The organism is Streptomyces varsoviensis (assembly GCF_000718635.1).
Taxonomy (GTDB): domain Bacteria; phylum Actinomycetota; class Actinomycetes; order Streptomycetales; family Streptomycetaceae; genus Streptomyces; species Streptomyces varsoviensis.
The window spans coordinates 79851-92542 of the sequence record NZ_JOBF01000012.1 but is presented as its reverse complement, the minus strand read 5'-3'; the positions used below and the strand labels follow the sequence as shown (position 1 = coordinate 92542).

Below are 12692 nucleotides of genomic sequence, written 5' to 3'. Positions count from 1 at the left end.
CGCATGTGGCGGGCGTTTCAGTATTGAACGTTTCTGTTTGGTGTGACTAAACTCCCGGTACCCGAAGGAAGGGGCGGGGACGTGGTGGACGACGCGCGTCCGGCCGGACCGGCGGCCGACAGCAAGGCCCAGCAGGTGGGAGCGGAGATCAAGCGGCTCCGCACGGAACGCGGGCTGACGCTGCGGGAGCTGGCGGACCACTGCGGGCTGTCGGCGGGCTTCCTCTCCCTGGCCGAGCGCGGCATCAACTCCATCTCGCTGACCTCGTTGTTCGCGCTGGCCGGCGCGCTGGAGGTGGACGCGGTCGAGCTGCTGGGCACGGCCGGCCGCCGGAGCCGGCACGCGTACGCGATCACCCGGGGAGCCGACCCCGACGCCCTGCGCGTGGTGACCGGCGAGCGCGAGCACCGCGTACTGACCGCGGACCTGCCCGACCAGCGCCTCGAAGTGCTGGCCACCCAGGTCCGCCCGACCGCCGAGCCGTCACCGGTCACCCAGCACGACGGCGAGGAATTCTGCTACGTGCTCCGCGGCGAGCTGGCGTTCTCGCTGCCGGACGAGACGGCGGTGCTGGCCGCCGGCGACTCGATCCACTTCAAGTCCCGTGTCCCGCACGCCGTCCACAACCGGGGCCCCGGCATCGCCGAGGTCATCTGGGCGGTGGACCGCCCGCTGCTGCGGCGGCCCGACGGCGCGCTCCACTGACCCCTGCCACGCACTCTCTTCTCACCTTTCACCTCACTGCTACCGGTACGCGCCACTCACCGAGAGGCGGCCATGAGCGAGTTGACGACGGCTCCCCCGAGCCGCGACCGAGGATTCTTCGGCCACCCACGCGGCCTGGCCACGCTGTTCTTCGTCGAGATGTGGGAACGGTTCTCCTACTACGGGATGTCCGCGATCCTGCTCTACTACCTGTACGACCGGACCGCCGACGGCGGCCTCGGGCTGGCCAAACCGACGTCGGCGGCGCTGGTGTCGAGCTACGGCGCCCTGGCGTTCATGTCCGGCGTCCTGGGCGGCTGGGTGGCCGACCGGCTGCTCGGCATGCGCCGCGCGGTCCTGCTGGGCGGCCTGCTGATCATGTGCGGGCATCTGGTCCTGGCGCTGCCCGGCGGCGTGGCGGCGCTGCTCGTGTCGATGGTGCTGATCGTGGTCGGCACCGGGCTGCTGAAGCCGAACGTGTCGAGCCTGGTGGGCGAGTTGTACGCACCGGACGACAACCGCCGCGACGCCGGGTTCTCCCTCTACTACATGGGCATCAACCTGGGCGCCTTCATCGCGCCGTATCTCGTGGGCACCCTCGGGCAGCGCGTCGACTACCACCTCGGCTTCGGGCTCGCGGCCGTCGGCATGGCAGCGGGGCTGATGGCGTACGCGCGGGGCCGGCCGCGGCTGGGCGCGGCCGGGGACGTACCGACGAATCCGCTGCGCGCCGATGAGCGGCGCCGGGTGACGGCGCGCGCGGCGGCGGGCGCCGGGGTGGCGGCCGTCGTGGTCGCGGCACTCGGGGCCACGGGGAATCTGACCGTCCCCGCCCTGGTCAATGTCGTGACCGTGCTGACGGTGGTGCTGCCGGTGCCGTACGTGATCATGATGCTGCGCAGCCCGCACACCGATGCCGCGGAGCGGTCCCGGCTGATCGCCTACATCCCGCTGTTCGTCGGCGCGGTGTGCTACTCGGTGGTCAACGAGCAGACGAGTTCCGTGCTCGCGCAGTTCGCCGACAAGCGGACCGACTTGGAGATCTTCGGGCTCACGGTGCCGTCCTCGTGGTTCCAGTCGCTGAACCCGGTCGCGACGCTCGTCCTGGCCCCGGTCTTCGCGTGGCTGTGGCTCGCGCTCGGGAACCGGCAGCCCGCCACGCCGCGCAAGTTCGCCACCGGACTGCTGCTCGGCGGCGCCTCGTTCGTGCTGATGGCCGGGCCCGGCCTGCTGCACGGCGTGGACGCGCTCGCCAGCCCGTGGTGGCTGGTGGCCAGCTACGCCGTGGTGATCTGCGGGTCCATGTGCCTGTCGCCGGTCGGCCTCTCGGCCACGACCCGGCTCGCGCCGCGGGCCTTCCTCGCCCAGATGATGAGCCTGTGGTTCCTGGCCCCCGCCGCGGCCGGCGGCATCAACGCGCAGTTGGTCCAGCTCTACCGCCCGACGACCGAGATCGCCTACTTCGCCGGGGTCGGGGGCGCGGTGATGGGGACCGGCATTGTCATGCACCTGATATCTCCGTGGATACAGCGGCGCATGGGCGATGTGCGGTGAGAGAAAGCGCCGCACGGTGAGAAGACGTGGGGAGGGAGCGCGGGGGGGGGCGGCGAGGAGGGGGCGAGGAGACGCGGGAGAGGGAGCGCGGCGAGGCAGGGGCGAGGAGACGCGGCCAGGCGACGCGGCGAGAAGAACTGGCGGGAAGAAACGAAGCGCAGCACATCCGAACCAGGAGGAGCGAGACATGCGAGTGGTGATCGTGGGCAGCGGCATCGTCGGCGCGGCGGCCGGCTACGAACTCACCCGGGCCGGAGCGGACGTGGTCCTGGTGGACTCGACGGCCCCGGGCCGCGCGACATCGGCCGGAGCGGGCATCGTCTGCCCGTGGTCGTCCCGCGTGGAGGACCCGGACTGGCACCGAATCGCCGTCGCCGGAGCGGAGCACTACCCGGAACTGCTGGCCTCGCTGGCCGCCGACGGGGAGACCGAATTCGGCTACCGGCGGGTCGGGGCGCTGCGGCTGGTCACCGAGGCCGAGGCCGAGGACGCGCTGCGGCTCGTCGCGGAGCGCGCCGCGAAGTCCCCCATGGCCGGGGACGCGGAGCTGGTCAGCGCCCGCCGGGCCCGCGAGCTGTTCCCGCCCCTCGCCCACGACGGCCCGGCCGTCCACCTGCCGGGCGCGGCGCGCCTGGACGGCCGCGCGGTCCGTGACGCGCTGCGCCGCGCCGCCGTCCGGCGCGGCGCCCGGACCGTCGAGGGCACGGCCGCGATCGTCGTCGACGGCGGGGTCCGCGGGGTGCGGGTCGACGGGGAGTTCATCGGCGCGGACGCCGTGATCGCGGCGGCCGGCGCCTGGTCGCCGCGGCTCCTCGAACCGATCGGCGTCCGGGCGCGCGTCACGCCGCAGCGCGGCCAGATCATGCACCTGCGGCTGCCCGGCGCGGACACCGCCGACTGGCCGGTGGTGCTGCCGCGCACACCGCACTACCTGCTGGCGTTCGAGAACTCGCGCGTCGTGGTCGGCGCGACCCGCGAGGACGGCACGGGCTTCGACCACCGGGTCACCGCCGCCGGAATGGCGGAGGTGCTCGGCGAGGCCCTGGCGGTGGCTCCCGGGCTGGCGGACGCCACGCACATGGAGACCCGCATCGGGTTCCGCCCGATGGGCCCCGACATCCTGCCGCTGCTCGGCCCCGTGCCCCAGGTCCCCGGCCTGATCGTGGCCAACGGCCTGGGCCCCTCCGGGCTGACGATCGGCCCCTACGCCGGAGCGGTCGCCGCACGCCTCGCCCTCCGCGCCGCCCCGGGCATCGACCTGGCGGCGTACGACCCGCTGCGCTGAGCGGGGGCGGGGCCGGGGAAGCCGGACGCGAAGGCCGCCCCTGGCGCGGGGCGGCCGAACGCGGGCGCAGGGGGTGACCACGGGCCGTACGCGGTCAGGCAGCGGGTGTGGCGGGTCACGGGCCGTACGCGATCAGGCCGCCGTACGGGATGGGCCACGGGCCGTACGCGGCCAGGTCACCGGGCGCACGAACCACGGGCCGTACGCCGCCGGACCACCGTACGGACGAGTCACGGCCGTACGCGGCCAGGCAGCCGACGGTGCCGCTCGGCGGGCGGCGCGTGGTCCCGCGCGGCGGACGCTCCCCGCCCGCACCGCACGATGGTTGATGATAAAACCACCATTGATGGCAGCCGCCCACGCCGCAGATCAGGCGGCGGCAGAAGCGGCCCAGGCGGCAGAGAGCGAGTGGACAGCCGATGAGCAACGCCGAGACGAGCCCCGTCGAGATCCGGTGCGGCCGGGAGGCGACGACCGACCCGCAGCCGGCGGCGGACGAGCGGCCCGCGGGCGTCGAAGTCCTCACCCCGCGCGCCGTACCGCTCGGCGGCCCGCGCGCCATGACCGTACGGCGGACCCTCCCCCAGCGCGCCCGCTCCCTGATCGGCGCCTGGTGCTTCGCGGACCACTACGGCCCCGACGACGTCGCCGTCACCGGCGGCATGGACGTCGCGCCGCACCCGCACACCGGCCTCCAGACCGTGAGCTGGCTGTTCACCGGCGAGATCGAACACCGGGACAGCCTGGGCACACACGCGACGGTGCGGCCCGGCGAACTGAATCTGATGACGGGCGGGCGGGGCATCTGCCACTCGGAGGTGTCGACCCCGCGGACCACCATCCTGCACGGGGTGCAACTGTGGCTCGCGCTGCCCGACGCCCACCGCGACGCGCCCCGGGACTTCCAGCACTACGTGCCGACCCCGGTCGAGCACGGGGACGCGACCGTACGGGTCTTCCTGGGCGACCTGTGCGGCCAGTCCTCCCCGGTGCGGGTCTTCACGCCCCTGCTGGGCGCGGAGATCACCGTGCCGGCCGGGTCCGGCGTGTCCCTGGACACGTACCGCTCCTTCGAACACGGCGTCCTCGTCGACAGCGGTACGGTCACGGCCGACGGCACCCCTCTGCGCCCGGCCGAACTCGGCTACCTCTCCCCCGGCCGCCCCCGCCTCACTCTGACGAACGACGGCGACGGGCCGGCCCGCCTCGTCCTGCTCGGCGGCGAACCCTTCGGCGAGGAGATCGTCATGTGGTGGAACTTCGTCGGCCGCTCGCACGACGACATCGTGCGCGCCCGCGAGGACTGGGCGGCGGGTCGCCGGTACGGCGAGGTGAGCGGATACGACGGCGCCCCGCTCCCCGCCCCCGAACTGCCGAACGCCCCGCTCAAGCCCCGCGGCCGCGCCCGCTGACCTGGGAACCCCCAGGCCGCCGACCGCGACCCCTAAACGCCACCAGCCCGCGAATCCGCGACCCCGCGCCGCCGAAGTGGCAGGGGTTCCGGGCCGCCTCAGCCCAGGAAGCTCAGCCGTACCTGGCGCTGCGGATTGTCGACGTTGGTGTCGACGAGGCAGATCGACTGCCAGGTGCCGAGCGCCAGTCGGCCCGCCAGGACTGGGAGGGTCGCGTGGGGTGCGACCAGGGCGGGGAGCACGTGGTCGCGGCCGTGGCCCGGGGTGCCGTGGCGGTGGCGCCAGCGGTCGTCGGCGGGGAGCAGGTCGCGCAGGATCGCGATGAGGTCGTCGTCGCTGCCCGCGCCGGTTTCGAGGATCGCGACGCCGGCGGTCGCGTGCGGCACGAAGATGTTGAGGAGGCCGTCCTGGTCGGGCGCCGCGTCGCGGAGGAACGCCTCGCAGTCGCCGGTCAGGTCGTACACCGTCTGCTCGGAGCCGGTGGTGATGTCCAGGGTGCTGGTCCGGAAAGCGTCTGCCATGGCTCCATCCTCACGCATGCCCCCGCGCTCGCGCACACGCCGACGCCGACGCTCGACCGGTTGACCCGCTCCGGCCCAGCGCGGCCCCGGCCCTGCCGGGTGAGCACGCCCGTACGCGCCGACCTGTACGTACGTCCGTACGCGCCGCCCCCACGCCCGTACGCGCTGCCCCGTCTCCACGTACGTATGCGCCGGCCCGTACGTACGCCCGTAAGGCCGCCGCAACAAAGGTCCGCCTGGTGAGACGGCCATTGCCGGGGCGGCGCGGGGATGGCTACGTTCACGGCATGTCTACGTCAGCCCGGCTCATCACGCGCGGTCATATCGACCTGCTGCGGGTGGCCTCCGCCGCGTGTCGTCGCGCCCGCTGACCCCTCCCCCTCTTTCGTCTTTCTCGTTTCTCGCTGCGCTTCTCCGCGCGCCTCCCCTCCCTTACGTACGTCCTCCCCTCGCGTCTCGCGCTGCCGTGCCCCGTTCCGTTCCGGGCAGGGCCGCTGACGCGTACTCCGCCGCTGCCTCGGAGCCCTGATGAGCGTCAGTCATGCCCCGCCGGACACCTCACTCCCGCCGCCCCTCCCGCCATCGCTCGAACGTGTCGTTCCGCTCGGTTCGCGCCGCTCGTGGTCGCCGCGCTGGCTGCGGCGCGCGTGGGGCCCCGTACTGCTGCTCGTGGCATGGCAGGTAGCGAGCGCCACCGGGGTGCTGCGGCCCGACACGCTCGGGTCGCCGGGGGCGATGGCCGCCACCGCCCGGGACCTGCTCGCCGACGGGACGCTGCCGTCGGCGATGCTGGTCTCGGTGCGGCGCGTCGCCGTGGGGCTGCTGGTCGGCGTGGTGGCCGGGACCGGGCTCGCGCTCGTATCCGGGCTGTCGCGGCTCGGCGAGGACCTGTTGGACGCGACCGTGCAGATGCTCCGGAGCATCCCGTGGGTCGGGGCGATCCCGCTGTTCATCATCTGGCTGGGCATCGGCGAGGCGCCGAAGATCGCGCTGATCGCGCTGGGCGTCGCCTTCCACCTCTACCTCAACGTCTACGCGGGGATTCGCGGAGTCGATCCGCAACTCGTGGAGGCGGGCGACTCGTTGGGGCTCGGCCGGTGGGGGCTGGTCCGGCATGTCGTGCTGCCGGGCGCGCTGCCGGGGGCCATGACCGGGCTGCGCTACGCCCTCGCCACCGCCTGGCTCGCGCTGGTCTTCGGCGAGCAGATCAACGCCGATGACGGCATCGGATTTCTGATGAACCAGGCGCGGGAATTCCTGCGCACCGACGTGATCGTGGTGTGTCTGGTGGTCTACGCCGTGCTCGGCCTCGTCGCCGATTTCATCGTCCGCTCCCTCGAAAGGCTGCTGCTGCAATGGCGACCGACCTTCACGGGCCAGTGACCCCTTCGGCCGGCACCGGCCCCGCGGCCGTTCGGGTCTCGGGGCTGACCAGGTCCTTCGGCGACCGCGCCGTCATCGACCACCTTGAACTGTCCATGGGGCAGGGCGAGTTCGTGGCGCTGCTCGGCCGCAGCGGCTGCGGCAAGTCGACGCTGCTGCGGGTGCTGGCCGGGCTGGACCGGGAGATCGCGGGCGAGGTGTTCGTACCGCGCCGCCGGGCCGTCGCCTTCCAGGCGCCCCGGCTGATGCCGTGGAAACGCGTGTGGCGCAACGTACTGCTGGGGCTGCCCGGCCGGCCCGACCGCGCGCGGGCGGAGGAGGCGTTGCGGGAGGTCGGCCTCGGCCACCGGACCGATGCCTGGCCCGCGACGCTCTCCGGCGGCGAGGCGCAGCGCGCGTCGCTCGCCCGCGCCCTGGTACGGGCTCCCGATCTGCTCCTCCTCGACGAACCGTTCGGCGCGCTGGACGCGTTGACCCGTATCACGGCGCAGCGCCTGGTGGCCGAGTTGTGGCAGCGGCGCGGTTGCGCGGTGCTGCTGGTCACGCACGATGTCGAGGAGGCGCTGCTGCTCGCGGACCGGGTACTGGTGATGGACCGGGGCATGATCGCGTACGAGCGGACGGTGGGCCTGGAGCGCCCGCGCGACCTCGCCGGGCCGGGCTTCGCGGCCCTGCGCGCCGAACTCCTCGGGCGGCTCGGCGTGGAGGGGGCCGTCTCGGGCGCGCGCGACACGCCCGAGACGGACGGAGGCCCGCCCCGCCAGCCGGCCTCCGCCACGCCCGAAGCGAACGGCGGCCTGATCCGCCCGACGGCCTCCGACACACCCGAGACCGCTGACGGCCCGCGAGCGGCGCCGGTATCCGCGTGAGCGCGGCACGGAAAGCGCACGCCACCACGACACGGGACGCGCACATCAGCGCGCCGGCACAGCACAGGACGCACGCGTCAGCACGCCGGCACAGCACAGGACGCGCACGTCAGCACGCCGGCACAGCACAGGACGCGCACGTCAGCACGACTCCAACGATCGGACGGACCTCTGCCATGAGACGTCTCCTCCGCCCACCCTCTCCGCTCTTCCTCCTGCTCTCCCTGTCGGCGCTCGCCCTGACCGCGTGCGGCGGCTCCTCCGTCGCGGACGCGGGCGGGGGCCGTACGGACGGACGGGGCCCGGTGACGCTGAACGTCGGTGATCAGAAGGGCGGTTCCGAGGCCGTGCTGCGGGCCGCCGGGGAGCTGAAGGACCTGCCGTACAAGATCAAGTGGTCGACGTTCACGTCCGGGCCGCCGCTGCTGGAGTCGGTCAACGCCGGGGCGGTGGACATCGGAGGGGTCGGCAACACGCCGCCCGTCTTCGCCGCCGCCGCGCGGTCGAAGGTCAAGGTCGTGGCGGCCACGCACGGTTCGGCGGCGGCCGACGCGATCCTGGTCCGGGCGGACTCGCCGCTGCGGCGGACCGCGGACCTGCGGGGCAGGTCCATCGCGGTGGCGCAGGGCAGTTCCGCGCACTACCAGCTCGTGGCCTCGCTGGCGAAGGCCGGGCTGTCGCCGAAGGACGTACGGCTGAGCCTGCTCCAGCCGGCCGACGCGCTGGCCGCGTTCAGTCGGGGGAAGGTGGACGCCTGGGCGGTCTGGGACCCGTACACCTCGCAGGCGCTGCGGAAGGCCGGGGCCCGCACGCTCACCACCGGGCAGGGCGTGGTCAACGGCCTGAGCTTCCAGATCGCCGCGCCGGCCGCGCTCGCGGACCGGAAGAAGTCGGCGGCGGTGCGGGACTACGTGGAGCGGCTGCGCCGGGCGCAGGACTGGGTGCACCGGCATCCCGAGGACTGGGCCGGGGTGTGGGCGAAGGACACCGGGCTGCCGTACGAGGTGGCGCTGGACGCCGTGCGGCGCAGCGCCGGCACCCGGGTGCCGGTGGCCGTGGACGACGCGGCCGTCGCCGCAGAACAGAAGATCGTCGACACCTTCGCGCGGCTCGGGCTCATCCCCCGCGCGTACCGCTTCGCGGACTACGTGGACCGCCGGTTCAACGGCTCCCTGCCGCCCTCCACCACCGCGCCGCGCACTTACGGAAAGGTTTCCTGAATTGTCCGTGCATCTGCATTGGTTCCTGCCGACGGGCGGCGACGGACGTACGCTCGTGGACCGCCACGCCTATACGGACGGTGGCATCAAGCGCTCACGCATCACTCCGGTGAGCGGGGTACGGGCGCCCGACATCGAGTATCTGGCGCAGATCGCCAAGGCGGCCGAGGGGCTGGGCTTTGAGGCGGTGCTGACGCCGACGGGCACGTGGTGCGAGGACGCGTGGCTGACGACGGTGGCGCTGTCCCAGCACACGGAACGGCTGAAGTTCCTGGTGGCCTTCCGGCCGGGGGTGATCTCGCCGGTGCTGGCGGCGCAGATGGCGGCCACGTACCAGCGCCTCACGCGCGGCAGGCTGCTGCTGAACGTGGTGACGGGCGGCGACTCGACCGAACAGCGCCGCTTCGGCGACCGGTTGGACCACGACCGGCGCTACGCGCGGACCGGGGAGTTCCTGGAGGTCGTGCGCGGGGTGTGGGGCGGTGAGCCCTTCGACTTCGACGGCGAGCACTTCCAGATCAGCGGCGGTCTCACGGCGCTGCCGCCCGATCCGCTGCCGGAGATCTTCTTCGGCGGCTCCTCGGCCGCGGCGGGGCCCGTCGCGGCCCGGCACGTCGACGTCTACCTGACTTGGGGCGAGCCGCCGGAGCAGGTGAAACAGAAGATCGACTGGATCCGGGGGCTCGCGGAGCGCGAGGGCCGCACGGTCCGCTTCGGCATCCGGCTGCATGTGATCGCGCGGGACTCCGCGCGCGAGGCGTGGGCGACGGCGGACCGGCTGCTCGCAGACCTGGACGACGACACGGTGCGCGCCGCGCAACAGGCCCTCGGCAAGAGCGAGTCGGTGGGCCAGCGGCGGATGCTGGCCCTGCACGGCGGCGCCCGCGACAAGCTGGAGATCTCGCCCAACCTCTGGGCAGGCGTCGGCCTGGTCCGCGGCGGCGCGGGCACGGCCCTGGTCGGCTCCCACGCCGAGGTCGCCGACCGGATCGAGGAGTACCACGCCCTGGGAATCGACCACTTCGTTTTCTCCGGCTACCCGCACCTCGAAGAGGCCTACTGGTTCGGCGAGGGCGTGACCCCCCATTTGGCCACACGCGGCCTCCTCCCCCACCTCCCCGCCCCACCGCTCACCAGCATCCCCGCAACCAACGGCCGCCCGGCCTCGGCGCCTGGAGGCGCGCCACTGCTGTTGGGGGGTGGGCGGTAGTGGGCGGCCCTGTTCGTGTGCCGTGTGGACGGACAGCACGGACAGGGCCGCTTTCAGCGGGTCATAGCGGCCAGCCGGGGCTCATTCGCCCCCGCCGCTCCCGCTCGGCTCCGGCTCACGGGGAGCCTCCGGGGGCATCGGTCCTCCGTCGTGCTTCCCTCCGTCCCGCAGGGCGGGTCGCAGGCTGCGTGGGTGCCGGAAGGGCACGCCCCGCCACCCTTCCGCGTCAGGCACGCGTGTCTCGTACGTCTCGACGGCCACATCATCACTCATGTACCGACCTCCTCTTCTCATAGGAGGCCACGCCGCCGTACGGTCGGTGGCGCGGCCCGTGGGCCGCGGAGGATTTCCTCCGCGACTGGGTTACACCCGCTCCGGCGTCCGACCTGTCCAGGGACCCACCGCCGGAGCGGGCTTCTCTCCCGCCGCGCCGGCCCGGAAATAAGTGACCAGGCGGGCGGGGCGGAGTCTTGATTCAGGCGCGCCGCGTGGCTGCCGGGGAGCCGACGCGGACCTTGGTGACCATCAGTGGCCTTCGGGATGCCGCGCGATCCGCACGTTGCAGTCCGTCACGGTCGTCATGTCCCCACCCGCCCGAGCCCAGTCCCGTACCTTCGCCAGTTCCGCGCACCCTTTGCAGTCGGGCGCCGGGGCGGGCTCCACCACGCGCGTTGGGTCCGGGAGATCAATCGGCGGCGTGCTGTATCTCGTCGGTTCGGTCATGCCCGACTCCTTCGCGTTGTGCGGATGGCGACAACGCTAGGAACACACGCGTTCTGACTTCGAGCCGATTGCACACGATTGCGGGGCGTTCACCCGAGTGAGTCCATGGCCGACGCCATCAGCGCGCGTGCCTTCGCTCCGTACACCGCCTGGCCTGCCAGTTCGGCGAATGTCTCCGCATACATCGTGACTTCGCTGGGCTGCGTGATCGTGAGGTATCCGGACACCAGCTCAACGTTGACCTGCGCCATGTCGTAGATCCAGAACCCCTCGACGGGCATTCGGAGCCGCCCGAGGCCGACAGGGATCACGCCGATGCTGACGTTGGGCAGCGCGCCGACAGTCAGCAGGTGGTCGAGCTGCTCCGCTTGGGTTTCGGCATCCCCCAACGCGTTGCCCAACGCGCTCTCTTCCACGAGGAACGCGAACTGGCGCTGCCCTTCCCTCAGCACACGTTGACGCTCCATGCGGGCCGCCACGGCGTCGGCCACGTCATCGATCACCACGCGTCGCCGTCGGTGCACGCCACGCAGTACGTCCTCTGTGTACCCGAACGTCTGGAGCAGCCCCGGGAACAGTCCTGGCGAGTAGGCGCGGAACCGGCGAGTCCGTTCGTACAGCGGCAATCGGTCCTCCTGCGACCGTCGCAACCCCGCGCGCTCTATCCGGCGCCAAGACACCCACATGCCCTCAACGGCCCGCAGCGAGGCGATCAAGTCCCCCGCCTGGTCCTCCGCGCCGCACGCCCGGCACCAGGCCCGAATGTCGTCGGCGCTGGGTTGCGTCTTCGCCGTTGAGACCCTGGACACCTTGGAGGGATGCCAACCGCACAGCGCGGCAAGGTCCTTGCCGTCCAGCCCGGCGTCCTTGACCAGCTCCCGAAGGCGCTCAGCGAGGAGCTGCCGGGCTTGCTGGACACTGGATGACGCTGATTGGGGCATGGCTCACTAGACCAGTTCGTACTCCTCGTGGGGAGTAGCCCGCTCCCACACCGACTCGAAGGCGGACTCAACCAGCCGAATGACTTCCGGTTCGGTCCGCCACTCCCGGTCGACGACCTCCCCGAGGCCGGAAAAGTGCGTGAACAGTACTGACTCGCGGTCGAACATCCACAGATCTGAACCGGGAAGCCCAATGTCAGCGGCCTTCCGCCGAGGCAGCCAGCGGACCAGCTCCCCCGCCGCCACATTGGGGAAAGTCACGTCGTACTCGTACCGGATGTAGTCCGTCACGGGCTCCGAGACGACTCGTGCGCGCCGTATGACCACTCCGCGAGCCGTCGTCTCCGTCACCACGTCGAGGAACGGCCGCCACCACGTCGAACGGTCAGCGGCGGGGTCCAGCCGCTTTCCGTTCTGCCACGCGATGAATTCGGGATCACTGGGCTGATAGGTGTCGCGCAGTTCCAGATGCACAGCGGAGCGGCGAGCCTTTGCCAGCCCCTCAAGCACGGGGTTCGTCATCGTTCCTGCTCCCCGTTGCGGGGCGGCAGGTACTGTCGCATGACTTTCGGCAGCCGGATGATCACCTCATGGTCCGGAACTTCCGTACTGTGCCCGGGGACCGACCCGATGGCCTGGCACGCCTCCACCTCCTCCTTGCTGGCCCGATACGACTGGATCAGCAGATCACCGCTGTCCTCGTCCAGCCAGATCGTCGGCGAGTCCGTATCCGGCGTGTTCGGGATGATCCCGAGGAATTGCAGCTTCATATCCGCTCCCCCTGCAGATCCACTTGCACTCGATTGCTCGACTGTCTTGCGCCTCACCACCCCCGTCAAGAGGTCTCGGAATGCGCAAATCAGTTCGAC

The 12692-nt window shown here is 72.2% G+C and carries 13 protein-coding genes; 8 read left to right on the top strand and 5 right to left on the bottom strand.

The window, feature by feature from the left end; genetic code table 11:
• The first annotated feature begins 81 nt into the window (after window positions 1–81).
• The 4 genes from IF55_RS17825 (at window position 82) to IF55_RS17810 (ending at window position 4956) form a co-directional block, all read left to right on the top strand.
• The gene (locus tag IF55_RS17825; RefSeq protein WP_048832122.1) at window positions 82–705 is read left to right on the top strand and encodes a helix-turn-helix domain-containing protein; all 624 of its coding nucleotides are present in this window, start codon (window positions 82–84) and stop codon (window positions 703–705) included.
• A 72-nt stretch (window positions 706–777) separates the two neighbouring features.
• A complete protein-coding gene (locus tag IF55_RS17820; RefSeq protein ID WP_048832121.1) occupies window positions 778–2259 on the top strand; it encodes a peptide MFS transporter in 1482 nt (493 codons plus the stop codon).
• Window positions 2260–2446: 187 nt separating this feature from the next.
• The gene (locus IF55_RS17815; RefSeq protein ID WP_030882733.1) at window positions 2447–3544 is read left to right on the top strand and encodes an NAD(P)/FAD-dependent oxidoreductase; all 1098 of its coding nucleotides are present in this window, start codon (window positions 2447–2449) and stop codon (window positions 3542–3544) included.
• A gap of 419 nt (window positions 3545–3963) precedes the next feature.
• Complete coding sequence (locus IF55_RS17810; RefSeq protein ID WP_030882730.1) at window positions 3964–4956, top strand: pirin family protein; 993 nt, start codon at window positions 3964–3966, stop codon at window positions 4954–4956.
• Window positions 4957–5054: 98 nt separating this feature from the next.
• Here the strand turns inward: IF55_RS17810 and IF55_RS17805 are convergent, their stop codons facing one another.
• Window positions 5055–5477 (bottom strand): YjbQ family protein, encoded by a 423-nt coding sequence (locus tag IF55_RS17805; RefSeq protein ID WP_030882727.1) that lies wholly within the window; start codon window positions 5475–5477, stop codon window positions 5055–5057.
• Window positions 5478–6005: 528 nt separating this feature from the next.
• Between IF55_RS17805 and IF55_RS17800 the strand changes: the two genes are divergently transcribed.
• From IF55_RS17800 to IF55_RS17785, 4 genes are all read left to right on the top strand, one after another.
• Window positions 6006–6860, top strand: a complete 855-nt coding sequence (locus IF55_RS17800; protein ID WP_030882725.1) for an ABC transporter permease — start codon at window positions 6006–6008, stop codon at window positions 6858–6860.
• Complete coding sequence (locus IF55_RS17795; protein ID WP_078644603.1) at window positions 6833–7729, top strand: ABC transporter ATP-binding protein; 897 nt, start codon at window positions 6833–6835, stop codon at window positions 7727–7729. The genes IF55_RS17800 and IF55_RS17795 overlap by 28 nt, the downstream gene beginning before the upstream one ends.
• A gap of 176 nt (window positions 7730–7905) precedes the next feature.
• A complete protein-coding gene (locus IF55_RS17790; RefSeq protein ID WP_030882719.1) occupies window positions 7906–8949 on the top strand; it encodes an ABC transporter substrate-binding protein in 1044 nt (347 codons plus the stop codon).
• Window position 8950: 1 nt separating this feature from the next.
• Window positions 8951–10159, top strand: coding sequence for an LLM class flavin-dependent oxidoreductase (locus IF55_RS17785; RefSeq protein WP_030882718.1), 1209 nt, complete (start codon window positions 8951–8953; stop codon window positions 10157–10159).
• Between the two features lie 525 nt (window positions 10160–10684).
• On the opposite strand, the gene IF55_RS37315 is transcribed toward IF55_RS17785, so the two are convergent.
• The 4 genes from IF55_RS37315 to IF55_RS17770 all read right to left on the bottom strand — a co-directional run bounded on the left by IF55_RS37315 (window position 10685) and on the right by IF55_RS17770 (window position 12593).
• Window positions 10685–10882 carry a hypothetical protein gene (locus IF55_RS37315; protein WP_078644598.1) on the bottom strand — a complete coding sequence of 66 codons (198 nt, stop codon included), beginning with the start codon at window positions 10880–10882 and terminating at the stop codon, window positions 10685–10687.
• 89 nt (window positions 10883–10971) lie between these two features.
• Entirely contained in the window at window positions 10972–11823 is an 852-nt protein-coding gene (locus IF55_RS17780) for a helix-turn-helix domain-containing protein (RefSeq protein ID WP_030882717.1), read from the bottom strand.
• A gap of 6 nt (window positions 11824–11829) precedes the next feature.
• Window positions 11830–12345, bottom strand: a complete 516-nt coding sequence (locus IF55_RS17775) for a DUF6879 family protein (RefSeq protein WP_030882716.1) — start codon at window positions 12343–12345, stop codon at window positions 11830–11832.
• Complete coding sequence (locus IF55_RS17770; RefSeq protein WP_030882714.1) at window positions 12342–12593, bottom strand: hypothetical protein; 252 nt, start codon at window positions 12591–12593, stop codon at window positions 12342–12344. The genes IF55_RS17775 and IF55_RS17770 overlap by 4 nt, the downstream gene beginning before the upstream one ends.
• Window positions 12594–12692 lie beyond the last annotated feature (99 nt).

Bases quoted from the DNA above. Each gene is read 5' to 3' on its own strand.
- IF55_RS17820 (WP_048832121.1), top strand. From the start codon at position 778: ATGAGCGAGTTGACGACGGCTCCCCCGAGCCGCGACCGAGGATTCTTC.
- IF55_RS17805 (WP_030882727.1), bottom strand. From the start codon at position 5,477: ATGGCAGACGCTTTCCGGACCAGCACCCTGGACATCACCACCGGCTCC.
- IF55_RS17815 (WP_030882733.1), top strand. From the start codon at position 2,447: ATGCGAGTGGTGATCGTGGGCAGCGGCATCGTCGGCGCGGCGGCCGGC.
- IF55_RS17780 (WP_030882717.1), bottom strand. From the start codon at position 11,823: ATGCCCCAATCAGCGTCATCCAGTGTCCAGCAAGCCCGGCAGCTCCTC.
- IF55_RS37315 (WP_078644598.1), bottom strand. From the start codon at position 10,882: ATGACCGAACCGACGAGATACAGCACGCCGCCGATTGATCTCCCGGAC.
- IF55_RS17770 (WP_030882714.1), bottom strand. From the start codon at position 12,593: ATGAAGCTGCAATTCCTCGGGATCATCCCGAACACGCCGGATACGGAC.
- IF55_RS17775 (WP_030882716.1), bottom strand. From the start codon at position 12,345: ATGACGAACCCCGTGCTTGAGGGGCTGGCAAAGGCTCGCCGCTCCGCT.
- IF55_RS17795 (WP_078644603.1), top strand. From the start codon at position 6,833: ATGGCGACCGACCTTCACGGGCCAGTGACCCCTTCGGCCGGCACCGGC.
- IF55_RS17800 (WP_030882725.1), top strand. From the start codon at position 6,006: ATGAGCGTCAGTCATGCCCCGCCGGACACCTCACTCCCGCCGCCCCTC.
- IF55_RS17790 (WP_030882719.1), top strand. From the start codon at position 7,906: ATGAGACGTCTCCTCCGCCCACCCTCTCCGCTCTTCCTCCTGCTCTCC.
- IF55_RS17810 (WP_030882730.1), top strand. From the start codon at position 3,964: ATGAGCAACGCCGAGACGAGCCCCGTCGAGATCCGGTGCGGCCGGGAG.